The sequence below is a fragment of the Streptacidiphilus sp. MAP12-33 genome (assembly GCF_041261265.1).
Lineage (GTDB): Bacteria > Actinomycetota > Actinomycetes > Streptomycetales > Streptomycetaceae > Streptacidiphilus.
In genome coordinates this window covers 20,350-43,341 of the sequence record NZ_JBGCCA010000044.1, presented here as the reverse complement: position 1 = coordinate 43,341, position 22,992 = coordinate 20,350, and the positions used below count along the sequence as shown (strand labels likewise).

The following is a 22,992-nucleotide window of genomic DNA, read 5'->3' as shown; positions in this document are numbered from 1 at the left end:
GGGCACCGGGAGACGCTCAGTAGTCCTCGGCGTCGTAGCGGGCGGTGGCACCCAGGAGGTACCGCTCCAGGTCCTTGCCGACGATCCCCTCGTACTTCGCGGTGTACTCCGCGACCAGCCGCATCTGGTGGATCACTCCGCCCTCCAGCGGCCAGAGCCGGGAGTGACCGGGCGGCGGCGCGCCGGGGCCGATCTGCTCCAGCACGAAGACGGCCATCGGCGCCGGCTCCAGCTTGGCCAGCTCCTGCGGGTAGGTCCGCTGCAGGCGCTCCAGATACGCCTGCACCGTGGTGACGCTCTCGTGGCCGGTGAACGGGCGCTCCACCACGTTGCGGAAGAACGCGTCGAGCACGCCCACGAACGCGGGCCCTGCCCGCAGGATGTCGCCCTCGAAGTCCCGCGCCTGCCGTCCCTCGACGAGGACGGCGTGCAGGACGCGGTGCGCCCGTTGGACGGACTGGTCCATGACGGCCTCCCTTCCGATCGCTACCGACCGCTGCCGACCGCTGCGGACCGCCGCCGGTCCGAGCCGACCGCTGCGGTTCTGCCTCCGGTGCCGAACGGCGACCGGACGGTTTCGATCGTGGAGGCCGCACGGGCGACGGGACAGTTCAGGGCACCGGTCATCCGTGACCGGTCGTGTGCGAGCGGTCCGGCCTCAGTCGCCGGGGTCGAGGCTGGCGCGGCTCACCGGGCCGTAGACGCCGGCCGGGTCCCCGGTGAGGCCCCGGTTCTCCTGAAGCTGCGTCACGCCCCGGGTGGTGGCGTCGTCGTAGACCCCGGTCTCCGAGACGTAGGTGAACCCCTGCTGGAACAGCAACTGCTGGAGGCGCACGACGGCCGGGCCCCGGTCGCCCGGACGCAGCGTGCCGTCCGTCGCGGAGGGCGAGGACGCCGGGGACGTGGATGCCTGCGTCGTGGAGCCCGTCGCCGTGGGGCCCGTCGCCGGGGACCCCGCGGCGCTGCCCGCCCCGGCGGGCACAGCGGCGCGCGACGTGGCCGTCGCACCGTGCGACGGTCCCGCGCCCCCGGCCGGCGTCGCGCCCGCTCCACCCGGGGCGGGCAGCGCCGCGGGCGCGGCCAGGGGTGCGGCCGGACGCGGGGCCCCACCGCCGTCCGTGACGAACACGAGCAGGGCGACGGCAGCGCCTGCGGCCAGCAGCAGCGTGGCGGTCAGGGCGAGCGAGCGGCGCCGGCCGCGGCGGGCGCCACGCAGGGCGCCACGCCCTGCGGCCTCCGGCACGGGTGGCAGGTTCTGCGCCGTCGGCCAGGGCTCGGGCGGGTCGGTGGGCTCGTCCGTGCCACCGGTCAGCGCGGCGACATAGGGCCGGACGAGTTCGGGCTGGGGCTCCATGGGTCGCAGATCATACGGATATCGCCCCGCTTGTGCCGGGGCTGTTCTCCCCGTGCACGGACGACCTGTATCCTGCCGCGCCCTCTCGACGACCGGCGGTCCGATTGATACATTCCCGTATCGGATACACGGGTGTATCGAAACGAGGAGGACACGCATGGCGCCGCCGACGGGCCAGGTGCGGGTCACCCGCCGACGGGCGGAGACCAGGGCCCGCCTGCTGGAGGCCGCCTTCTCGGTCTTCGCCGCCGAGGGGTTCGGGCACAGCACCATCGAGGCCGTCTGCGAGGCCGCCGGATACACGCGCGGCGCGTTCTACTCCAACTTCACCGACCTCGACGAGCTCTTCTTCGCCCTCTACGACGACCGTTCCGCCCTCATCGCACGCCAGCTCACCGAGGCCCTCAGCGGTGCGGCGGCGGTGACCCTCGCGCAGCTCACCGCCCGGGTGACCGGCGTCCTGCTGCTGGACCGGGACTGGCTCCTGGTCAAGACCGAGTTCCTGCTGCACGCCGCCCGCCGCCCCGGTGTCGCCCGCGCGCTCGCCGACCACCGCGCCGACCTGCACGCCGCCGTCGCCCGGCAACTGCGCGAACTGGCGGAGCACGGCCGCGCGCTGCCGCCACAGCTCGCGGACCCGGACGCCGCCGCGCACGCGGTCATCGCCCTCTACGACGGGGTGACCGTCCAACTCCTCCTGGACGGCGACACGGACGCGGCTCGCGCCTGGCTCGGCCGCCTGATCACCGCGCTCCTGTCCCCCACCGGCCCCGAGGCCCCTCCCACTTCCGAAGGACTGAACCATGGACGCTGACGTCATCATCGTCGGAGCCGGCCTGGCCGGTCTCACCGCCGCGCACGAACTCACCTCCCGTGGGCGAAGGGTGGCCCTGGTCGACCAGGAGAACGCGGCGAACCTCGGCGGGCAGGCCTTCTGGTCCTTCGGCGGGCTGTTCCTCGTCGACTCCCCCGAGCAGCGACGGCTGGGCGTCAAGGATTCCTTCGACCTCGCCTGGAGCGACTGGCAGGGCAGCGCGCAGTTCGACCGGCTCGACGACGAGGACGTCTGGGGAGCCCGCTGGGCCCGCGCCTACGTCGAGTTCGCGGCCGGCGAGAAGCGCGACTGGCTCGCCGGGCACGGGATCACCTTCCTGCCGACCGTCGGCTGGGCCGAGCGCGGCGACCTGCGCGCCGACGGCCACGGCAACTCGGTACCCCGCTTCCACGTGGCCTGGGGCACCGGCACCGGCGTGGTGGAGCCGTTCGTCCGCTACGCCCAGCAGGCGGCGCGCGCAGGACTGCTGACATTCCATCACCGTCGACGGGTCGACGAGATCGTGACCACCGACGGCGTGGTGACGGGCGTGCGTGGACGCGTTCTGGCACCGGACGACGCGGCGCGCGGGGTGTCCTCCAGCCGTGAGGAGACCGGCGACTTCGAGCTCAGCGCCCAGGCGGTGATCGTGACGGCGGGCGGGATCGGCGCCAACCACGACCTGGTCCGCCGCTTCTGGCCGGAGCGGCTCGGCACCGCGCCGGCCGAGATGGTGACGGGCGTGCCCGCCTACGTGGACGGCCGGATGCTCGGCATCAGCGAGCGGGCGGGTGCCCGGCTGGTCAACCGCGACCGGATGTGGCACTACACCGAGGGCGTGCAGAACTGGGATCCGATCTGGCCCGGCCACGGCATCCGCATCCTGCCCGGCCCGTCCTCGATGTGGTTCGACGCCCTGGGCCGCCGGCTGCCCTCGCCGTACCTGCCCGGCTACGACACCCTCGGCACGCTGCGCCACCTGCGCACCGCGCCGGACCTGGCCGGGCACGACCACTCCTGGTTCGTCCTGACCCAGAAGATGATCGAGAAGGAGTTCGCCCTCTCCGGCTCCGAGCAGAACCCGGACATCACGGCGAAGGACCGCCGCGCCTTCCTGCGCGAGCGCCTGCTCGGCAAGGGCGCGCCCGCGCCGGTCGAGGCGTTCAAGCAGCGCGGCGCGGACTTCGTCGTCGCGGGCGAACTGACGGAGCTCGTGGGGAAGATGAACGCGCTGACGAAGAAGCCGCTGCTGGACGCCGACCTGATCCGGCGTCAGATCGAGTCGCGCGATCTACAGGTGGCCAACCCGTTCAGCAAGGACGCCCAGGTGCAGGGCATCCGCAACTCCCGCCGCTACCTCGGCGACCGCCTCGGCCGCACGGCCACGCCGCACCGCGTCCTCGACCCGGCCGCCGGGCCGCTGATCGGCGTCAAGCTGCACACGCTGACCCGCAAGACGCTCGGCGGCATCCAGACCGACCTCTCCTCCCGCGCGCTCGCCGCCGACGGCTCCCCCGTCGCCGGTCTGTACGCGGCGGGCGAGATCGCCGGCTTCGGCGGCGGAGGCGTCCACGGCTACAACGCCCTGGAGGGCACCTTCCTCGGCGGCTGCCTCTTCTCCGGCCGCGCGGCGGGCCGTGCGGCTGCGGACGCGACGGCCGGCTGACCCCGCCGGGCCCCGCAGGGGCGGCCCGGCGCGCGCGACGGAGCGTCAGCGGGAGCCGGGCCACTCCGAGGCCAGCATCGACCAGATCTCCAGGTCGAGCGCCACGCCGTGATGCACGGTGTACTCGCGCAGGGTCCCGTCCAGGGTCATGCCGACCCGCTGCGCCACCGCGCGGCTGCGCTCGTTGACGGTGCTGTTCCACCACTCCGCGCGCCGCAGGCCGCGCTCCTCGAACGCGTACGCCAGCAGTCGCCGCACCGCGGCCGTCACCAGCCCCCGGCCCTGACCCGCGGGCTCGGACCAGACGCCGATCTCGCAGGTGCCCGCGGCGGCGTCGAAGTGCACGAACATGCAGCCGCCGACCAGGACGCCGTCCCGCCAGATCCCGTAGATGCGACCGGCGTCGCGGGCCTGGCGGTCGGCGTAGCTCTGGAGCGTCGCACGGGCCGAGTCGAGGTCGGTGTTGCGCGAGGCGAAGGGGATGTAGGCGTCGATGCCCTCGCGGCCGCGGTCGATGTTCGCGAGGAACTCCTGCGCCTGCCACGGCTCCAGCGTGCGCAGTTCGGCGTCGGGGGCGAGGGGGACGGCGTACATGGGCGGTCCTGTTCTTCGGGTTCGTCGGGGCGGGGCGGACGGCGGGCTGGGCCGATCGTACATAACAAGCGTTGGGTATGTACGCTGTCGCCATGACTCCCGCCCGTGGCGACCACGAAGCCCGCCGTGCCGAGGTCTCCGCGGCCGTCTGGCGCGTGCTGACCGAGCGCGGCTTCGCCGGGCTGACGCTGCGCGCGGTCGCGGGTGAACTGGGCGCGACGACGGGCCTGCTCACGCACTACTTCCCCAGCAAGCGCGCCCTGCTGCGCTACGCGCTCGACCTGCTCGACGAGGCCCACGCCTCCCGCGCCCGGCCCCACGCGGAGGCCGTCGGCCCCGACGCCGAGGGACTCCCCGCCCTGCGCGCGGCCCTCCTGGACGTCCTGCCGCTCACCCCGGAGAGCGCGGCCGGCAGCCGCATCTGGGTCAGCTCCTGGGACGCCGCCCTCACCGATCCCGAACTCGCCGGCGACCACGCCGCCCGCTACCGTCGCTCCCGCGAACGCATCGCGGCGTTCGCCGCCGCCGCGCAACGCCGGGGCGAGCTGCGCCCGGACCGCCACCCGGAGGACCTCGCGGCGTCCGCCCAGAGCTTCGTCCTCGGCCTGGTGGTGCAGGCCCTCTTCGCCCCGGAGGAGTTCCCGGCACAGCGTCAGCGGGCCCTGCTCGACGAGTACCTCGCGGACCTGGCCCCGACGACTGCCGCAACGACGGCTGCGACGACCTCCGCACGCCGGCCCTGACGCGCACCCCGCGCCGCCGGTCCCGCATCCCGGACCGCGCAGGCGCGCGCCGCCTCCCCGGGCGACCGACTCGGTGATCGCTCAACGTGCTGTGCACGATGAGGCGTCACAACGCGCGCACCGAGTGGCGCGAGAACCGGCGGCGACTGCGGCAGCGCAAGGTCTGGAGCCTGCCGCTGGCGCTGCTCGCGTGGGCGCTGTTCTTCTCCTGGCTGCTGCCGCTGCTGGACCGCTCCTCCAAGGAGCTGGAGCAGCAGCTCGGCGAGAAGCTCTTCCCCCACCTGGGCGCCGGGATCATGGCGACGCTGCTCGCCGCGATCGCCGGAGGCATGATCACGCTCACCGGTCTGGTTTTCACCGCGATCACCCTCGCGGCCCAGTACGGCGCGACCCAGCTCTCCGTCCGCGTGGTGCCGATGCTGCAACAGGACCGGGTGATGCGCTGGGCATGGGCACCTTGCTTCCGAGCGCTGCGTCCGAGCGCTGCGTCCGAGCCGGGCCTCGGGCGGGCCTCGGGCGGGCCTCAGCCGCGCCGCGGGTCCGCGCCCGTCAGCTCCTGCAGGCCGACGACCCGTAGCAGTTCCAGCCGCTCCGCCGAGACGCTGCCGGGCTCGGCCGTGAAGACGAGCAGGTGCTGCGAGCCGCCGTCGTTGACCAGCACCTCGCAGTGCAGTTCCAGCAGGCCCACCATCGGGTGCAGGATCCGCTTCACGTCGCTGCGGCGCTGCGCGACGCCGTGCTCGGCCCAGTACGCGGCGAACTCGGACGACCGCGCCAGCAGGTCCGCGACCAGCTGCTCCGCGCGCCGGTCCTCCGGCCGTGCGGTCGCGACGGCGCGCAGGTGGGCGACGTGCGCGCGGCCGAGCCGCTCGTGGTCCTCGGCCGGGATCCGCTCGCGCGTGGCGGGCTCGGTGAACCAGCGCCGGATCAGGTTGCGCTCCCCCGGCGGGCGCGAGGCCGTGTCCCCCCACAGCGCCCGCGCCATCGGGTTCTGCACCAGCACGTCCCCGAGGTCGGAGTTGACCGACGCGGGGGTGTCCCACAACCGGTCGAGGACGAGCAGCAGCCCGGGACGCACGTGGTCGGCCACCGTGCGGTGGGCGGGCGGCTGCTGGCCGGCCAGGTGGAACAGGTGGTCCCGCTCGTCGTCGCTCAGGCGCAACGCGCGGGCCAGCGCGGCCAGCAGCTGCGGGGACGGGCGCGGACCGCGCTGCTGCTCCAGCCGCGTGTAGTAGTCGGCGGACATGCCGGCGAGCGCGGCCACCTCCTCCCGCCGCAGCCCCGGCGTCCGCCGCCGGGCGCCCTCCGGCAGGCCGACATCGGCGGTGTGCAGCCGTTCCCGGCTCCGCCGGAGGAAGTCGGCGAGCGCGTCACGATCCACAGGACGTTCCATACCCCCAGCTTGCCTTCCACGACCGGACGGAGCCAGGGACCACCGATCCCCGGCTGACCGCGTGGACGCGGTCAGCCGCCGAACCGGGCGTCGCCCGTCAGCCCACGCCCTGTGGACGCTCCGCCACGACGGCGAGCACGACGGTCCGCGACTCCTGCGCGAGCAGCAGTCGCGCACCTGCGCTGAGCACTCCGAGCCCCGGCAGCGGCCGGTTCCGCACCTCCAGCGAGAGACCCACCCACGTACCGTCGCCCCGCCTGACATCGCTGCGTTGCATTCCACGAGCCTAGGCGGCGCCGCGGACCACCGGCCCGAGGGCCGCGCGTTCTGCGTCCGAGCGCCGCAGCGAGCGGGCCCGGTCAGGCAGGGATCGGCGATCCCCCGATCGACGGGTCTCTCCCGCCGTGGGTCTGCCGCGCGCAGGCTGGTTGTCGACGGGCCGGACGACTGCAGGGCCCGCGAGGGTGAAGGGAACCGATCATGACGACGATTCTGGTGACGGGCGCAACCGGGCAGGTCGGGCGGCGGTTCGTGCCGAGGCTGCTCCAGTGGGTCGCCCCGGGCGAGTCCGTGCGGGTGCTGGTGCGGGGCGAGGACAGCGCGGAGCGCTTCGGCTCGATGGGCGCGCGGGCGGTGCTGGGCGACCTGCGCGACGCGGAGGCGCGCAGGCGGGCGCTGGACGGCGTGGACGCCGTGGTGAACGTGGCCGCCGCGTTCCGGGGCGTGCCGGACGAGGAGGCTCTCGCCGTCAACCGCGACGCGGCGATCGCGCTGGGCCGCGAGGCCGCGGCCGCGGGCGTGCGGCGGTTCGTGCAGGCGAGTACGAACCTCGTCTACGGCGCGGGCCGGGGCCGCCCGGCGGGCGCGGCCGACTCGCTGGAGCCGGAGCCGGCCTGGGGTGTCTACCCCCGCTCCAAGGCGGAGGCCGAGGCGGGGCTCGCCGAGGTGCCGGGGCTCGACCCGGTCGTGGTGCGGCTGGCGTTCGTCTACGGCGAGGGCGACCCGCATCTGGCGCAGTCGGCGCGCTTCATCACCGGCTGGCCGGCCCACCGCCGCCTGCCGATGGTCCACCACGCCGACGTGGCCCAGGCGCTCTTCCGCGCGCTGCGCGCACCCGGCATCGAGGGCCGCGCCTACAACGCCGTGGACGACGCCCCGGTCACCGCCTGGGACCTGCACCGCCTCAACGGCACCCCGTTCCCCACCGAGAACGCCGACGCCACCGATCCCGACCCGTGGAACGGCATGGCCGACAACCTCCCCCTCCGCGACGACCTCGGCTGGCGCCCTCTCTACCCCTCCGTCTGGTCCGCCCGCGACGCGGGCGCGCTCTGACGGCGATGCCGGCCTCCTGACGCCCGGGACCTGTGGGGCAGTTGACAGGACCTGGGGCGTGTTCCGGTGCGACCTGCAGCTTTTCGGCCGGACCACCCGCGTGGAGGATCGCCGCGCGTGGTGGGGCACTGGGATGCTGGCGCCATGGAGCTGAGCACCGCCCCCGCCGACGCCGTCGCCGTCGTGGCCGCGCGGATCGGGGAGGCCGTCGCCGGGCTGCCGGACGGGGACGGGGTGGGGGTTTTCGGCGCCGTGTACCTCCAGGTCACCGACGCCATGGTGGACCACCTCACCGTGGACGGGTACTTCGTCTCACCGCCGGACGTGGCGCGCCTGGACGCGCTGTTCGCGGACCGCTTTCTCGGCGCCCTCGGCGCCGCCGCGCCGCCCGCCTGCTGGCGTCCGCTGCTCGACCTGCGGTACCACCCCGGCATCCGTCCTGTTCAGTTCGCCCTGGCCGGAATGAACAGTCACATCCAGCACGACCTGCCGCTGTCCGTGGTCGACTCCTGCCGCAGCCTCGGCTGCCCGCCGCAGGCGCTGCAGGCGGACTTCCACCGCGTCAACGACCTGCTGGCCGGTGTGGAGGACCGGGTACGCGAGGAACTGCTGGCGCTCCCGCCGGAGTTGGACGTCGCCGATCCGCTGCTGCACCTGCTCGGCTCCTGGAGCATCGACGCCGCGCGCGACGCGGCCTGGGCCTGTGCCCAGATGCTGTGGGAGCTGCGCGACCGCCCGGAGGCCTACACGGCGGCGGCCGACGCGCTGGACCGCACCACCGGCATGACGAGTCGTTGTCTGCTCACCCCCCTGCGCGGGGTGCGCTGAACCGGCGGATCCCGGGGCGCTGTCAGTCCCCTGCTCTAGCGTTCCCGACATGACGCAAGCCGCTCACGCGTACCGCTACCTGCGCTCCTCCGTGCTGGACGACCAGCACGGGTGTCTCGGCCTGGAGACCTCCGGTGGGGCCACACCCTTCGGCGAGGCCGCCCATCCCCGCTTCTTCGAGGGGATGCTGACGGCCCCTTCGGCAGCGGCCGCCGGGCTGCTCGCCGTCGCCGACGTGGCCGCCGCCCGCTACTACCAGCCCCGGCTGCCCGCCTCGATGGATCCCGTGGTCACCGCCGGGGGCGACCGGTTGCGCTTCGAGTCCTTCTCCGGCTGCGGCGGCGTCTACGCCCGCCTGGACGTGCTCGAGTCCGGGGTCGACGGCGGCGCGATCGGCCACGGCACCACCAACGTCGACGTCAACATCCCCCTGCGGGACGCCCTCGGCCGTCTCGGCCCCGCCGAGCCGCTGCGGCTCGCGGTCGGCTCGGAGGCGCTGGAGGTCACCACCCTGGACGGCGCGGTCGTGGAGAAGAAGGTCCCGCTGCCGGACCGCTGGCTGCGTGGGTTCGCCGAGACGCAGGTGGTGGCGGCCGGGTTCGACCTGCGCGCCGAGCTGCCCGCCGCCGAGGCGGTGCGGTTCCTGCGCTCGCTGACGGCAGGGAGCGCGGGCCGTGCGGGGAGCGGACGCGGCGCCGCCGGGCCGGCGCAGTGGGTCGTCCCCGCCGGGCGGCTGCTGCGGCCGAGCAGTCGGGCCGTGCCGGGCGCCGTCTGCCTGCCGGGCCCGCAGCGGCTGGTCGCGCTGCAGCGGGTGCTGCGGTACGCCCGTGCGCTGCGCGTCTACGGCCCGCCGCTGACGGCCGGCGAGACCCGGCCGACGAGCTCCGCGTGGGAGGTCGAGCTGCCCGGGATGCGGCTGACGCTCACGCTCTCCCCCGACGCGGCACGCGGCTTCTCCGGTGAGGGCGGCGTACTGGAGGCGCTGGCCTCGTCCGGCAGCGAGCAGGACGCGGAGCTGGTCGCGGAGCTGCTGGCCTGGGAGCCGCGGATCGACGTGGCGGAGCTGGCCGGGCAGGCGGGGCTGCCGCCGCACCGGGTCCGCGCGGCACTGACCCGGCTGGGCACCGCCGGGCAGGTCGGCTACGACACGGCCGAGGCGGCCCTCTTCCACCGCCGCCTGCCCTACGACACCGGCCGGGCGGAGTCCCACAATCCGCGGCTGCGGGCCGCCCGCGCGCTGGTGGCCGCCGGAGCGGTCCGGCCGGAGGCGGACGGCGGCGCGTCGGTGCTGGTAGGGGATCATGCGCAGCGGGTCCGGCGCGGCCCGGAGGGCTCGCTGTCCTGCACCTGCCTGTGGTGGGCGAAGTACCGGGGCGGGCGCGGGCCGTGCAAGCACGTGCTGGCGGTGGGGTTGGTGGCGGAGGCCGCCGGTTCGGGGACGACGACGGCGGTGGGGGCGCGATGAGCGTGCTGGACTGTGTGAACCGCGGTGACGTCGAGGGCGTGCTGGCCGCGCTCGACGGGCTCGGCCCGGCCGAGCGCCGGGCCCTGCTGCCCGCGCTCAAGCAGCGCCGCAAGGAGTTCTCCGCCGCCTGGTGGGAGCACCCGGGAGCCGACAGCCTGGCCCTGCTGGTGGCCGGGCTCGGCTGCCACACGGCGCCCTCCTCCGCCTTCTCCTGGGCGAACGGGATCGGCTCCGCCGTCGGGTTCGTGGTCTGGCAGGACCGGGCCGTGCAGACCGTCGTGGACCGGCAGAGCCAGGAGTGGCAGGCCGAGGTCCTGCGCCGGATCGCCGACCGCAGGCCGGGCGTCTGGTTCGGCGACGAGTACCCGATGGTCGAGCACCTCGCCCGCGCCACGGGGCAACCGATCCCCACCACCGACGGTGTGGTGCTGGCGTGGCAGCGTCACCAGCTCTGGCCGGCCGCGACGACGGAGCACCGGCGCGCGCTGACGCTCCGGCTGATCCAGGACCCGGACACCCCCGCCCTGGTCCTCGCGATGTTCGACGTCGTCGGCGCCGGCAACCAGCTGGGCGAGGAGTGGCGCGGCGCGATCGGCGGGCTGATCGAGGCCGGCGTGGTCGAGCGCGGCCTGATACTCGATCACTGCCTGGCCCGGCTGACGCGCGGGGGACGGCCCGGCGACCAGCGCGGTTTCCTGCGCCTTCTGGAGGAGCTCGCCCCGACCGCGGCGGAGTCCGCCGCCCGGGTCCGCGCCTATCTGCCGCTCCTGGACGTCGGGTCGACGGAGGCGGCCCACGCCCAGACCCGGCTCGCCGAGGCGGACGCTGCCGGCCTGCTGGATCCGGAGCACCTGGTCGAGGCCACCGCCACGGTCCTCCTCCGCCCCGAGAAGAAGCTGCTGCGCGCGCAGCTCTCCTGGCTGGACCGCTCCGGTCGGCGGTCGCCCGACTGGGCGGCGGCGGCCGTGCGCGGCGCCATCGAGGCCTTCGGGCAGAGCGACGTCGAGCTCCGGGAGCGGGCGCTCAAGCTGGCAGCGCGTCACATCAAGGCCGCCGGCCCGGCGCTGCTGCCCGAGATCACGGCTGCGGCCGAACTGCTGGGCCCGGCCCAGGCCGCCCGCGCGGCGCAGCTACTCGGCCTGGACGCCGCCTCGGCGGCGCCGTCGGACGCGAGCGAGGGCTACGTCGAGCTGCTGCCGCCGCTGCCCACGCGGGTGCCGCTGGGCGAGCCGCTGGACGGGCCCGCAGCCGTGGCGGAGGAGCTGGCCGCCGTCCTGGCGGGCGACGAGAGCGTGGCGGCCTTCGAGCGCACCCTGGACGGCCTCGTCCGCGAGTCCTTCCGGGACGCCGAGGCGCTGCGGGTCGCGCTCAAGCCGGTGCTGCGCGAGCGGCTGTGGGCCGAGGAACTCCGCTCCTGGTGGGACCAGCACCACTGGATCGGCCTGGTGGCGGCCGCCGCGGCCGGTCACGTCAGCACGGCACGGGCGCAGCTGATGCTCCAGGGTCAGGGACCGCTTCTGGGGGACTACCAGGACCGCTTCCAGGCGGTCCTCGCCACACGGGTCCAGGAGGCCGCCGCGCTGGTCGTGATGGGCCGAACACCGCTCCTGCTCGCCACCCCCAGCCATGCCGACGGCACGCTGGAGGCCGCTGCCCTGGTGGAACGCCTCGCCGCCCTGGAAGCCGCGGACGGCCAGGCCGGCGCGACGGACTTCGGCCAGGCGCTGCTCCGCGTCCTGGCGACGGACGATCCCGAGGTACTCGCCGCCGCCGGTCGCCTCGGCTCGACAGAGGGCCGACTGCTGACCGGGTGGCTCGCCATGGGCGGCCTGCCCGGTCAGCACACCGAGCGGATATCCGCTGAGGGCGGCTCGCGTCCGCTGGTCACCCAGCCCGGTCTCGCGCCGGAGCACCAGGCGCTGCTCGGCCCGGTCCTGGCCAGGCTGCTGGGCCCGCTGGTGGATCTCAGCCGGAGCCGGATGACGGGATTCGGTGCGAAGTCCACGCCGTACGCTCTGGCGGCGTTGCCGTGCCACCGCGAGGAGCTGGCAACCCGCCTGGGCGACGCGATCGTCGACGCGGCCCAGTACGGCGTGAAGGGCAACGCGCTGCTGCTGGCGCAGCTGGTGGAGGCGGGCGGGCCCGCCGGTCCGGCCGTCCATCTGACGGTCGCCTGCGCGCTCGGCTCGGCCGCGCCGGAGGACCGCACGGCCGCGGTCGACGCCCTGCTGCTGCTCGCGGCCCAGGGCGCGCTCGACACGGACCGCCTCGGCGCGGACCTCGCGGAGGCGGCCCGCAACGGCATCACCCCGCTGAACCGCGCGGCGCTCGCCCTCCGCCAGGCCGCCGAGGCCGGCGCCATGGCGACGGTCTGGTCGGTGCTCCGCTCCGCGTTGCCGGGACTGCTCGCCCCGGAGCCGATACGCGGCGTCCCGGAGCTGCTGGCCATCGCCGGCGACTGCGCCGCCGGCAGCAGGGCGACGGGCGCGCTACCGGCGGTCGAGTCTCTGGCGGGCCAGCGCGGCTCCTCCCGCCTGCTGAAGGAGGCCCGCGCCCTGCACGCCGTCCTCACCGCAGGCTGACGGCAGGCCGACCGGACGCCGGGCCGGGCTCCCCGCGCATGACGCGGTGGCCCGGCCTGCCGCCGGCCCCACTGTCGCGGCAGCCGATCCACCCCGCGCCCGACTCGGTTCCCACCTGGCGACCGGCCTGCGGCTACCGGGCTACCGGGCTACCGGGCTACCGGGCTACCGGGCTACCGGGTCGGGAACGGCTCCAGGCCGGCAAACGCCGCTGCCCGCCCGTCCCGCGTGCGCGGGATGGGCGGGCAGCAGTCCGGGTGTGACCCGACGTCACCAGCTGGCGTGCAGCGGCTTGCCCTCGGCGAAGCCGGCGGCGCTCTGGACGCCGACGACGGCCTTGCGATGGAAGTCCTCCAGCGAGTCCGCACCCGCGTAGGTGCAGGAGGAGCGGACGCCGGCGATGATCGAGTCGATCAGGTCCTCGACACCGGGACGGGCGGGGTCCAGGAACATCCGGGAGGTGGAGATGCCCTCCTCGAACAGCGCCTTGCGGGCGCGGTCGTAGTTGGACTCCTCGGCGGTCCGGTTGCGCACGGCGCGCGCGGAGGCCATGCCGAAGCTCTCCTTGTACTGGCGGCCGTCGGGGGCCGTCTGCAGGTCGCCGGGCGACTCGTAGGTGCCCGCGAACCAGGAGCCGATCATGACGTTGGAGGCACCGGCCGCCAGCGCCATCGCGACGTCACGCGGGTGGCGCACGCCGCCGTCGGCCCAGACGTGCTTGCCCAGGCGTCGCGCCTCGGCCGCGCACTCCAGCACGGCGGAGAACTGCGGCCGGCCGACACCGGTCATCATCCGGGTGGTGCACATGGCGCCGGGGCCGACACCGACCTTGAGGATGTCCGCGCCCGCCTCGACCAGGTCGCGCACGCCCTCGGCGGCGACGACGTTGCCCGCGACGATCGGCACCTGCGGGTCCAGGCCGCGCACGGCCTGGAGCGCGTTGATCATGGATTCCTGGTGGCCGTGGGCGGTGTCCACGACCAGCACGTCCGCACCGGCCTCCAGCAGCGCCTTGGCCTTGCCCGCGACGTCGCCGTTGATACCGACGGTGGCCGCGATGCGCAGCGCGCCGTCGGCGTCGACGGCCGGGCTGTAGAGGGTCGCGCGCAGCGCGGCCTTGCGGGTGAGGATGCCGACCAGATCGCCCTTGGTGTCGACCACCGGGGCGAGCTTGCGGTGCCCGGCGGAGAGCTTCTCGAAGGCCTCGCGCGGGTCGACGCTCTCCTGAAGGAGCAGCAGCTCCTTGCTCATCACGGCGGCGACGCTGGTGAAGCGGTCCACGCCCTTGAGGTCGGCCTCGCTGACGACGCCGACGGGCTTGCCGTCCTCGACGACGACGATCGCACCGTGTGCGCGCTTGTGCAGCAGGGAGATCGCGTCCGCGACGGTCGCGCCGGGCGCGAGCGTGACGGCGGTGTCGTGGACGAGGTGGCGGCGCTTGACCCAGCCGATGACCTCGGAGACGACCTCGAACGGGATGTCCTGCGGGATGGCGACGATGCCGCCGCGCCGCGCGACCGTCTCGGCCATCCGTCGACCGGCCACGGCGGTCATGTTCGCGACGACCAGCGGGATGGTCGTCCCGCTGCCGTCGTTGGTGGACAGGTCGACCGCCTGCCGGGATCCCACCGCCGAGCGGCTGGGGATCATGAAGACGTCGTCGTACGTGAGGTCGTAGGGAGCGGACGGACGTGCGTCCAGCTCGCCGGTAACCGGATTGAGGAACCGCATGCCTTCAGCCTACGGGCCGGATCCGTGCGGTTCATGGCACGACGCCACAAGGAGACGGCCGGAAATCCGGCCACCCCTTGGATGTTCATCCAAATGGCGTTGTGCTTAGCTACAAGGGTAGGGCATTCAGGCCCGCCGCACCCAGGGCGCGCTCTCCGTTGCGGACTGGGCCTGCGCCCGCAACGCGGCCACGGCGGCGGCCGGATCGTCCGCGCCGTAGACGGCGGAACCGGCCACGAACACGTCCGCGCCGGCTTCGGCACAGCGCTCGATCGTCGACGCGGAGACCCCGCCGTCGACCTGGAGCCACAGCTCCAGCCCGTGCTTGTCGATCAGCTGCCGGGTCCGCCGGATCTTGGGGAGCATGATGTCCAGGAACGCCTGCCCGCCGAAGCCCGGCTCCACGGTCATGATCAGCAGCATGTCCAGCTCGGGCAGCAGGTCCTCGTACGGCTCGATCGGCGTCGCCGGGCGCAGCGCCATCGACGCGCGCGCCCCCAGCGCCCGCAGGTCCCGGGCGAGCCGGACCGGCGCGGCCGCGGCCTCGACGTGGAACGTGACGGAGCCGGCGCCGGCCTCGGCGTACTGCGGGGCCCAGCGGTCCGGGTTCTCGATCATCAGGTGGCAGTCGAGCGGGATGTCGGTCGCCTTGCGCAGCGACTCGACGATCGGCAGTCCCAGGGTCAGGTTGGGCACGAAGTGGTTGTCCATGACGTCCACGTGCAGCCAGTCCGCACCGCTTACCGCCTCCGCCTCCTCGGCGAGCCGGGCGAAGTCGGCGGACAGGATGCTGGGACAGATCTGGGGCATCTCACGCACTTTCGAGTCGATCACGGACTACGGGATTGCTTGCCATCATGCCTCAGCCACGGGGGGCGCCGGGAACTACTTCTTGCGCAACAAGGCGAGGTACATGGCGTCCGTGCCGTGGACGTGGGGCCAGAGCTGGATGTCCGGGCCCTCGCCCAGGTCCGGGACGTTCGGGAGGCACGCACGGGCGTCGATCCACTCGACGTCGTCGCGGCCCTTCAGGACGTCCTGGACGACCACGCGGGTCTCGGCGAGGTGCGGGGAGCACGTCGCGTAGCCGACCACGCCGCCCGGACGCGTCGCGTCGATCGCGCTGCGCAGCAGGCCCCGCTGGAGCGGGGCGAAGTTGGCCACGTCGGCGGGGCGGCGACGCCAGCGCGCCTCGGGACGGCGGCGCAGGGCGCCAAGACCGGAGCAGGGGACGTCGACCAGAACACGGTCGAACGAGGCGGGCCGCCACGCCGGGCGGGTGCCGTCGGCGGTGATGACCGCGTACGGGCCGGGGTTGCCCTCCAGCGCGCGGGCGACCAGACGGGCACGGTGCGGCTGGGCCTCGGAGGCGAGCAGCGCGGCGCCACGCTCGGCCGCGAGCGCGGCCAGGAGCGCGGCCTTGCCACCGGGGCCCGCGCAGGCGTCGAGCCAGCGGGCGTCACGGCCGCCCTCCAACGGGGCCGCGGCGAGCGCGGCGGCGACCAGCTGGCTGCCCTCGTCCTGCACGCCGGCGCGGTTCTCGCGCACCGCGCGCAGGTCGGCCGGGTCACCGCCCTCGGCGAGGCGGACGGCGTAGGGGGACCAGCGGCCGGGCTCCGTCGCGTCCTCGTCGAGCGCCGCGACCAGCTCCTCGACCGTGGAACGGCCGGGGCGGGCGACCAGGGTCACCTCGGGGCGGGCGTTGTCGGCGGCGAGCAGCGCCTCCATCGCGGTGCGGCCGGACGCCTGCGGCTGCCAGACGCCGATGGCGTCCCACAGCGCCGAGACGACCCAGCGCGGGTGCGAGAAGAGCACCCCGAGGTGTTCCTCGGCGTCGTCCTCGTACGGCGGGGCGACCTGCTCCAGCCAGGTGTCCAGGTCGTGCTGGGAGATCTTGCGCAGCACCGCGTTGACGAACTTCGCCGGACCATCGGTCAGCACTGTGCGGGCCAGGTCGACGGTGGCGGAGACGGCCGCGTGGGTCGGGATGCGGGTGGCCAGCAGCTGGTGCGCGCCCAGCGAGATGACGTCGAGGACCGGCGGGTCGATCTTGCTCAGCGGGCGGTCGACGCAGGCGGCGATGATCGCGTCGTAGCTGCCGCGCATCCGGAGCGTGCCGTAGACCAGCTCGGTGGCGAAGGCGGCGTCGCGGCGGGTGAAGTTCACGTCCTGCTCGGCCTTGCGCAGCAGCGCGGGCAGCACCAGGTTCGCGTACGCGTCGCGCTCGTCGACGGCCCGCAGGGCGTCGAAGGCGAGCCGGCGGGCCGGGTCCTGGGCGGGCTTGCGGTAGGGACGCTTCTTCGCGGGCGCCTTCTCCGACGCGGGGCGGGATGCGGGAGTGCTCATGGGCGGGCCTTACCTCTGTGCCTCAAAGTGCTGACGATCGCTATGGCTAGTGATCCATCATGCCGCATTTCCGGCACCGCACCTTACTGACGGAATGTCAGGAGTGTGCGCTTCCCGATCCCCCGCTCCCCGACGGTTCACCAGGGCGACACCCCCCGCTCCCCCACCCGCCGCCCGGACGCCGCAGACTCCCGGATACCGATCCGGGGGGATACGAGGATGCTGCAGACGGCTTCGGCCTTGGACACGCTCAACAGCTTCATCGACAGCCGAGGGGTGCTCGGCGCACTCGTGGTCGCCGCGGTCACCACGGGCGCGGGCCTGCTGTGGCGGGGGCGGCGCTCGCTGCGGGAGATCTCCTGGAGCGTGGAGTACGACCAGCCGCTCAACCAGGGACAGGACACGCCCGGAGCCGTCACCACCGGAACGGCCCAGCAGCAGAAGCCGCAGGAGAGCTCACCCGCCGCCCGGTCGGGGTGGTGTCCTTCGCCGTCGTGGCCAACACGGGCCTGCGCGCGAACCTGCCGGACCTCTTCACGTCCGGCGGGATCAGCGCGGACGAGCTCCGCGCCCTCTTCTCCGGCCACGCCGGAGCCCTCGCGCCGGGCCTGATCGCGGTCGGCCGCACCCACAGCTCGGGGACCCGGTCGGCCTTCGCCTCGGCGTTCTTCGGCGGCAGCGACCCCGAGCCGCAGTCGGCCCCCGTGTGCGGCGCCGGCACCCGGAGCGGGTTCTGCGCGAGCGACAACACCATGGACCTGCTGAGCTTCGTCAACTCGCACCCCAACGCGATCGGCTACGCCGAGGCGGACGCGCTGACGTACTTCCCCGACGTCCAGGTGGTCGCGGTCGACGGGCAGACGCCCGGCACGCAGGCCGTCACCTCGGGCGCGTACCCGTTCGTCGCCACGGAGTACCTCTACACCGCGGACCACCCCGCCGGGCTGGTGGCGGACTTCCTGGACTTCCTGACCAGCCCGGCCGAGATCGCGACCCTCCGCGGCCACGGCTTCACCGCGTGCGCGGACCTCCGCGGCACCAAGCTGGACGGCGCCTGCGCGGGATAGCCGCACACCCTCAGGGGCGCGAGGCTCTGCCGACAGGCGGCTCCTCCGCGTGGTCGCGAGCAACCCACCCGAGGCGGACGGCCCTGTTCGCTGAGGATCTGAGGCACCGGGTGGCTTGTCGCGCCCACCCAGGAGGCACCTCCCGGCCGAAGGCTGGGGGAGGAGCCCCCAATCGGCAGAGCCTCGCGCCCCAGAAGGCTGCGCCGCCTGAGGTCGTGCGACTGAATGTCCGCGACTAGCCGAGGCGTTCGCCGGCTTCCACCCGGGCGCCGCGGGCCCAGTCGCCCGCGGACATGCGCTTCTTGCCCTGCGGCTGCACCTCGCCCAGCTCGACCTCGTAGGAGCCCGTGCCCACCCGGACGGTGTTCTTGTGGACCGCCACCTCGCCAGGGGCCAGCTCCGCCAGGCCGACCACCGGGCGGACCGAGGCGACCTTGAGGCGCTCGCCGCGGAAGACCGTCCACGCACCCGGCGCGGGCGCGCAGCCGCGCACCACGCGGTCCACGCGCAGAGCGGGGGCCGCCCAGTCGATGCGCGCGTCCTCGACGGAGATCTTGGGGGCGAGGGTGATGCCGTCGGCCGGCTGTGGGCGGGCCTCCAGGGAGCCGTCCTCCACCCCGTCCATCGTCGCGACGAGCAGGCGCGCGCCGGAGACCGACAGGCGGCCCAACAGGTCGCCGCTGGTGTCCGCCGGGCGGACCTCCTCCGTCACCGTGCCGTAGACGGGCCCGGAGTCCAGGCCGCGCTCGATCAGGAACGTCGACGCGCCGGTGACCTCGTCGCCGGCCAGCACGGCGTGCTGCACCGGCGCCGCGCCACGCCACGCGGGCAGCAGCGAGAAGTGCAGGTTGACCCAGCCGTGCGCGGGCACGTCCAGCGCGGACTTGGGCAGCAGCGCGCCGTAGGCGACGACGGGGCAGCAGTCGGGCGCGATCTCGGCGAGGCGGGCGAGGAACTCCGGGTCGCTCGGCTTCGTGGGCCGCAGCACCTCGATGCCCGCCTCCTCCGCGCGCTGCGCGACGGGGCTCGCGACGAGCTTGCGGCCGCGTCCGGCCGGGGCGTCGGGACGGGTGACGACCGCGGCCACCTCGTGGCGCGAGGCGATCAGCGCGTCGAGCGAGGGGAGCGCGACCTCGGGGGTGCCGGCGAAGACGAGCTTCATACGTGTTCCAGTGCCTTTCTCGGTGCGGCTCGGTGGGACGCAGCGCAGGTCAGAACGCACCGCCGAAGGTGCTGTGCGGGGAGACCCGCACCTGCGGGGCCTGCTCACCGGCCCAGTCCGCGTCGCGGATCGCCTTCATCGCGGCCTTGCGCTGCTCGCGGTCGAGCCGGTCGATGAAGATGATCCCGTCCAGGTGGTCGGTCTCGTGCTGGATGCAGCGGGCGAGCAGCTGGGTGCCCTCGACGGTCACCGGGTCGCCGTGCATGGTGAAGCCCTTGGCGACGACGCCGAAGGCCCGCCGGGTGTCGAAGCTCAGGCCGGGAAGGGACAGGCAGCCCTCGTCGCCGTCCTGGTGCTCCTCGGTGAGGTCGAGGGAGGGGTTGATCAGGTGTCCCAGCTCGCCGTCGACGTGGTAGGTGAACACCCGCAGCGAGACGCCGATCTGAGGCGCCGCCAGGCCGGAGCCCGGGGCGTCCTTCATGGTCTCGGTCAGGTCCCGGACGAGATGCCGCAGTTCCTTGTCGAAGGTGGTGACCGGCTGCGCCTTCATGCGCAGCACCGGATCGCCGAAGATACGGATCGGCTGGATGGCCACGGCGCGGTCTCCCGTCGTCAGGATGGGTGGGTGCGTGCAGGGGCGGCCGCTCCCGCGGCCGTGCACAGAGCCTCGAAGGCTCGGAGGATCAAGTCTAGGGGCCCCGGCGGGGGCTCACTCCCGTGGTGCGCGATCGGCACGAGCCCCGTTCGTCCACCTGCGCGCCCTCTCGCGCGCCCCTATCGTGACCGATCCGACACCTCGGCCGTTGGTCAAAGGAGATTGACCGCCGGAACCCTCCCCTCGCGGTCCGCCCACCGCCGTCCGAGAGGCACATACGACATGGTCGAACACGCCACACACGACGCCCGCGCCCGAGCCAGTCTGCACCTGCTGGTCCGCGACATCGAGCGGGTGCGCCGCCAGGTGGACGCGCTGCGCACGCTCACCGCCCAGCTGGGCAACGTCTACCGGCCGCGCCGCCCCACGACGGCCGCGGGCTTCGTCGTCTACGGGCGCGCGCCCGCGCCGACCGTCCGCCTGGCGCAGGAGCTGCGCGACAGCGTGGAGGGGTTGGTCGCGGCGGCCGTGGAGTTCGACAGATCGCTCGGCTTCTCCTGGGACGCGGTGGGCTCCGCGCTCGGCGTGACCAAGCAGGCGGTCCACCGGCGGTACGGGGTCCGCCGCAACACGCCTGACGGGGCGTCGCCCGTGCTCCAGCCGGGGCAGCAGCGGGGTCCGCTGGAGGACGACGAGATCCTCGCGGAGACGCCGGGGCTGCCGTCGGCGGCGGAGGTGCCGCTGCCCCAGCAGCACGTGGGGCCGCAGGCCCCACCCCCCTCCGGCCTCCGCGCCCCCATCCCCTCCGCCCGCCGCGCCGCGCTCCCCGCCCCCACGCGGGGATACACGCATTGAGGTAGTCGCACTCACCTCAGGGGCGCGAGGCCGTACTCACTCGCGGCTCCTCCCCCAGCCCTCGGCCGGGACGTGCCCCCTGCGTGGGCGCGAGCCGGGACGGCTTTGCTCCCGCAGGTCGTTGCACCGTCGAGGGGCGCGGGGCTCTGCCGATATGCGGCTCCTCCCCCAGCCTTCGGCCGGGAGGTGTCCCGAGGTGCCCCCTGCGTGGGCGCGACAAGCCACCGGCGTGCGGATGGTCCTCAACGCGCAGGGCCGTCCGCACGCCGGTGGTTGCTCGCGCACGCAGTTGATTGAGCAGAGCCTCGCGCCCTACAGGCGGCTGCGCCGCCTCAACCGATGTCCGGTGGGTCGACGCGGACGCGGACCGGGTCGCCCTTGCCGCGGGCCAGGCGGGCCGCCTGGGCGGCCTTGAGGGCGGTGGCCAGGGCGGCGCCGCGGCCCGGGGCGACGCGCAGCAGGACGCGGTCGACGCGGTCCTCGCCGCGGGGCGTGGGGAGGGCGACGGGGCCGAGGAGGTCGGTGCCCTCGGGGAGCCGGACGAGGTCGAGAAGGTCCTGGACCGCCGCCGGAGGGCCGCTCACCGCGGCCATGCGGGAGACCGGTGGGAAGCCGAGCTCCGCCCGCTCCGCGAGCTCCGTCGCGGCGTGGCCCGCCGGATCCCAGCGGACCAGCGCCTGCACGGGCCGCAGACTCGGCTCGGCAACGATCACCACCGTGCCGCCCTCCGCCGCGCCGCGCACCAGCGCGCCCACCGCGAGCCAGCGCCGCAGCGCCTCCTCGTCGGCCCGCAGGTCGGGGCGGCCCAGCAGCACCCACGCGTCCAGCAGCAGCGCAGCGGCGTAGCCGCCCTCGGCGACGGGCTCGGCGCCGGGCGTCGCGACGACGAGCGCCGGGGAGCCGGGCACGGTGGCCAGCACGGCGTCGCGTCCGGAGGTCCGCACCGGCACGGACGGGAACGCGCGGCCCAGCTCGTCGGCGGTGCGGCGCGCACCGAAGACCTGGGCGCGCAGCTTGAAGCTGCCGCACTCGCGGCAGTGCCAGTCGGCCTCGGGGCGGCCACACCAGGTGCAGAGCAGCGGGCCGACGGAGTCCGGTGCCTCCAGGGGACCGGCGCAGTGCGCGCAGCGGGCCTGTTCGCGGCAACGGGCACAGGCGAGCCGTGGCACATAGCCTCGGCGCGGGACCTGGACCAGGACCGGGCCGCGGGCGAGGGCGTCGCGGGCGACGCGCCAGGCGAGCGAGGGCAGGCGAGCGGCGAGGGCGGCACCGTCCCCGGCCTGGTCGTGGTCGCCGACCGTGCGTACCAGCGGCGCCGCTCGCCGCAGCTCCTCGCGCGGCGCCGCCAGCGGGCGGGCCCAGCCGGTGCGCAGCAGCTGGGCCGCCTCGACGGTGACGGCGAACCCGCCGACGAGCGCGGCCGCGCCGGCGTCGGCGGCGCGCAGCAGCAGCACGTCACGGGCGTGGGGCTGCGGGGCGTGCGGCTCGCTGTGGGAGGTGTCGCCGTCGTCCCAGATCGCGACGAGGCCGAGGTCGGCCACGGGCGCGAACATCGCCGCACGGGTGCCGACGACGGCTCTCACCGTGCCCCGGCTGACGGCGAGCCAGCGCCGGTAGCGTTCCTCCGCACCGAGCTCGGCGGTAAGGGCGACGTGCCGGCCCGAGCCGAGCAACGCGTCCAGCGCCGCGTCCAGACGGGCGACGGCACGGCCGTCGGGCAGGACGACGAGCGCGCCGCGTCCGGAGGCGAGCGCGGCGGCGACGGCGCGCGCCAGCTCGTCGGGCCAGCCGGGCCCGGGCAGCGCGGACCACACCGCGCGCGGGGCCTCACCGGCGGCGAGCGCCTCCAGGAACGAGGGGCCGTCGCCGTACCGGGCCCACCCGCCCGGCGGCGGCGCGGGTACGGGCGCGCCGGGCGCCTCCGGTGCGGGCTCGGCCTCGGGCTTGTTGTGCTTGGGCGGCACCGCGAGCTGAAGCACGTCCGCCAGGGTGCCGGCGTAGCGGTCCGCGACGGCGCGGCAGAGCCGGAGCAACTCGGGCGTCAGCACCCGCTCCGGTGAGAGCACCTGCGCCAGCGGGGCGAGCGGCCCCGCGAAGTCGCTGGCCGCGAGCCGCTCGACGACGTAGCCGTCGACGAGCTTGCCGCCCTCGCGCCGCCCCTGTCCCTTGACGACGCGCCCGCCGAAGCGCACGCGGACACGCACGCCCGGCTGCGCGGCGTCGGCCAGGCGCGCGGGGACGGCGTAGTCGAAGTACTGGTCGAGGTGGGACAGCCCCTTGTCCACGACGACCCGCGCGACGGGCAGCGCCTCGGCGACGGGCTTCGGCTTCGGCCGTGCCTTGGCACGGCGCAGCTCGGTCCGGATCAGTTCGAGCTGTTCGCTGACCGGGGAGGATTCGGGGGATTCGGGTTCTGCCATCGCTCCCCCAGTCCTACCAGATCAGACCGACAGCACCGCGCC

The 22,992-nt window shown here is 74.7% G+C and carries 20 protein-coding genes and 1 pseudogene; 10 read left to right on the top strand and 11 right to left on the bottom strand.

Annotated features, from left to right (window positions below):
* Positions 1 to 16 precede the first annotated feature (16 nt).
* Entirely contained in the window at positions 17 to 466 is a 450-nt protein-coding gene (locus ABH931_RS34085; RefSeq protein ID WP_370122265.1) for a hypothetical protein, read from the bottom strand.
* Between the two features lie 192 nt (positions 467 to 658).
* Complete coding sequence (locus ABH931_RS34080) at positions 659 to 1,354, bottom strand: peptidoglycan-binding protein (RefSeq protein WP_370122262.1); 696 nt, start codon at positions 1,352 to 1,354, stop codon at positions 659 to 661.
* Between the two features lie 157 nt (positions 1,355 to 1,511).
* Here ABH931_RS34080 and ABH931_RS34075 point away from each other — a divergent pair, with 157 nt between their 5' ends.
* Positions 1,512 to 2,168 carry a TetR/AcrR family transcriptional regulator gene (locus ABH931_RS34075; protein WP_370122260.1) on the top strand — a complete coding sequence of 219 codons (657 nt, stop codon included), beginning with the start codon at positions 1,512 to 1,514 and terminating at the stop codon, positions 2,166 to 2,168.
* A complete protein-coding gene (locus tag ABH931_RS34070; RefSeq protein WP_370122257.1) occupies positions 2,158 to 3,834 on the top strand; it encodes an FAD-binding dehydrogenase in 1,677 nt (558 codons plus the stop codon). The genes ABH931_RS34075 and ABH931_RS34070 overlap by 11 nt, the downstream gene beginning before the upstream one ends.
* Before the next feature lie 45 nt (positions 3,835 to 3,879).
* Here the strand turns inward: ABH931_RS34070 and ABH931_RS34065 are convergent, their stop codons facing one another.
* Positions 3,880 to 4,428: a GNAT family N-acetyltransferase gene (locus tag ABH931_RS34065; protein WP_370122255.1), complete on the bottom strand. Its 549-nt coding sequence runs from the start codon at positions 4,426 to 4,428 to the stop codon at positions 3,880 to 3,882.
* Positions 4,429 to 4,520: 92 nt separating this feature from the next.
* Between ABH931_RS34065 and ABH931_RS34060 the strand changes: the two genes are divergently transcribed.
* Together ABH931_RS34060 and ABH931_RS34055 are read left to right on the top strand one after the other, a co-directional pair.
* Positions 4,521 to 5,171: a TetR/AcrR family transcriptional regulator gene (locus ABH931_RS34060; RefSeq protein WP_370122252.1), complete on the top strand. Its 651-nt coding sequence runs from the start codon at positions 4,521 to 4,523 to the stop codon at positions 5,169 to 5,171.
* Positions 5,172 to 5,269: 98 nt separating this feature from the next.
* Positions 5,270 to 5,560 (top strand): annotated as a pseudogene (locus ABH931_RS34055) (DUF2254 family protein); the annotation flags it as partial.
* 134 nt (positions 5,561 to 5,694) lie between these two features.
* Here the strand turns inward: ABH931_RS34055 and ABH931_RS34050 are convergent.
* Entirely contained in the window at positions 5,695 to 6,564 is an 870-nt protein-coding gene (locus ABH931_RS34050; protein ID WP_370122249.1) for a helix-turn-helix transcriptional regulator, read from the bottom strand.
* 97 nt (positions 6,565 to 6,661) lie between these two features.
* Entirely contained in the window at positions 6,662 to 6,841 is a 180-nt protein-coding gene (locus ABH931_RS34045) for a hypothetical protein (protein WP_370122247.1), read from the bottom strand.
* A gap of 203 nt (positions 6,842 to 7,044) precedes the next feature.
* Here ABH931_RS34045 and ABH931_RS34040 point away from each other — a divergent pair, with 203 nt between their 5' ends.
* From ABH931_RS34040 to ABH931_RS34025, 4 genes are all read left to right on the top strand, one after another.
* The gene (locus ABH931_RS34040; RefSeq protein WP_370122244.1) at positions 7,045 to 7,899 is read left to right on the top strand and encodes an NAD-dependent epimerase/dehydratase family protein; all 855 of its coding nucleotides are present in this window, start codon (positions 7,045 to 7,047) and stop codon (positions 7,897 to 7,899) included.
* A gap of 144 nt (positions 7,900 to 8,043) precedes the next feature.
* The gene (locus ABH931_RS34035) at positions 8,044 to 8,727 is read left to right on the top strand and encodes a DUF5995 family protein (RefSeq protein WP_370122241.1); all 684 of its coding nucleotides are present in this window, start codon (positions 8,044 to 8,046) and stop codon (positions 8,725 to 8,727) included.
* A 49-nt stretch (positions 8,728 to 8,776) separates the two neighbouring features.
* Positions 8,777 to 10,192 (top strand): SWIM zinc finger family protein, encoded by a 1,416-nt coding sequence (locus tag ABH931_RS34030; RefSeq protein ID WP_370122238.1) that lies wholly within the window; start codon positions 8,777 to 8,779, stop codon positions 10,190 to 10,192.
* Complete coding sequence (locus ABH931_RS34025; protein WP_370122235.1) at positions 10,189 to 12,774, top strand: DUF6493 family protein; 2,586 nt, start codon at positions 10,189 to 10,191, stop codon at positions 12,772 to 12,774. The genes ABH931_RS34030 and ABH931_RS34025 overlap by 4 nt, the downstream gene beginning before the upstream one ends.
* 270 nt (positions 12,775 to 13,044) lie before the next feature.
* On the opposite strand, the gene ABH931_RS34020 is transcribed toward ABH931_RS34025, so the two are convergent.
* The 3 genes from ABH931_RS34020 to ABH931_RS34010 form a co-directional block, all read right to left on the bottom strand.
* Positions 13,045 to 14,505, bottom strand: a complete 1,461-nt coding sequence (locus tag ABH931_RS34020) for a GuaB1 family IMP dehydrogenase-related protein (protein ID WP_370122232.1) — start codon at positions 14,503 to 14,505, stop codon at positions 13,045 to 13,047.
* Between the two features lie 126 nt (positions 14,506 to 14,631).
* The gene (gene rpe, locus ABH931_RS34015) at positions 14,632 to 15,315 is read right to left on the bottom strand and encodes a ribulose-phosphate 3-epimerase (RefSeq protein ID WP_370122229.1); all 684 of its coding nucleotides are present in this window, start codon (positions 15,313 to 15,315) and stop codon (positions 14,632 to 14,634) included.
* 75 nt (positions 15,316 to 15,390) lie between these two features.
* On the bottom strand, positions 15,391 to 16,851 hold the full coding sequence (locus ABH931_RS34010; protein WP_370122226.1) for an RsmB/NOP family class I SAM-dependent RNA methyltransferase: 1,461 nt from the start codon (positions 16,849 to 16,851) through the stop codon (positions 15,391 to 15,393).
* 59 nt (positions 16,852 to 16,910) lie between these two features.
* On the opposite strand from ABH931_RS34010, the gene ABH931_RS34005 reads away from it, so the two are divergent.
* Positions 16,911 to 17,918 carry a substrate-binding domain-containing protein gene (locus ABH931_RS34005; RefSeq protein ID WP_370122224.1) on the top strand — a complete coding sequence of 336 codons (1,008 nt, stop codon included), beginning with the start codon at positions 16,911 to 16,913 and terminating at the stop codon, positions 17,916 to 17,918.
* 235 nt (positions 17,919 to 18,153) lie between these two features.
* Here the strand turns inward: ABH931_RS34005 and fmt are convergent, their stop codons facing one another.
* Both fmt and def read right to left on the bottom strand, forming a co-directional pair.
* On the bottom strand, positions 18,154 to 19,080 hold the full coding sequence (gene fmt, locus ABH931_RS34000; RefSeq protein WP_370122221.1) for a methionyl-tRNA formyltransferase: 927 nt from the start codon (positions 19,078 to 19,080) through the stop codon (positions 18,154 to 18,156).
* Positions 19,081 to 19,129: 49 nt separating this feature from the next.
* Positions 19,130 to 19,675 (bottom strand): peptide deformylase, encoded by a 546-nt coding sequence (gene def, locus ABH931_RS33995; protein ID WP_370122219.1) that lies wholly within the window; start codon positions 19,673 to 19,675, stop codon positions 19,130 to 19,132.
* Between the two features lie 282 nt (positions 19,676 to 19,957).
* Between def and ABH931_RS33990 the strand changes: the two genes are divergently transcribed.
* A complete protein-coding gene (locus ABH931_RS33990; RefSeq protein ID WP_370122217.1) occupies positions 19,958 to 20,530 on the top strand; it encodes a hypothetical protein in 573 nt (190 codons plus the stop codon).
* Positions 20,531 to 20,862: 332 nt separating this feature from the next.
* Here ABH931_RS33990 and ABH931_RS33985 read toward each other — a convergent pair whose 3' ends face one another.
* A complete protein-coding gene (locus ABH931_RS33985) occupies positions 20,863 to 22,950 on the bottom strand; it encodes a primosomal protein N' (RefSeq protein ID WP_370122215.1) in 2,088 nt (695 codons plus the stop codon).
* Between the last annotated feature and the right edge of the window lie 42 nt (positions 22,951 to 22,992).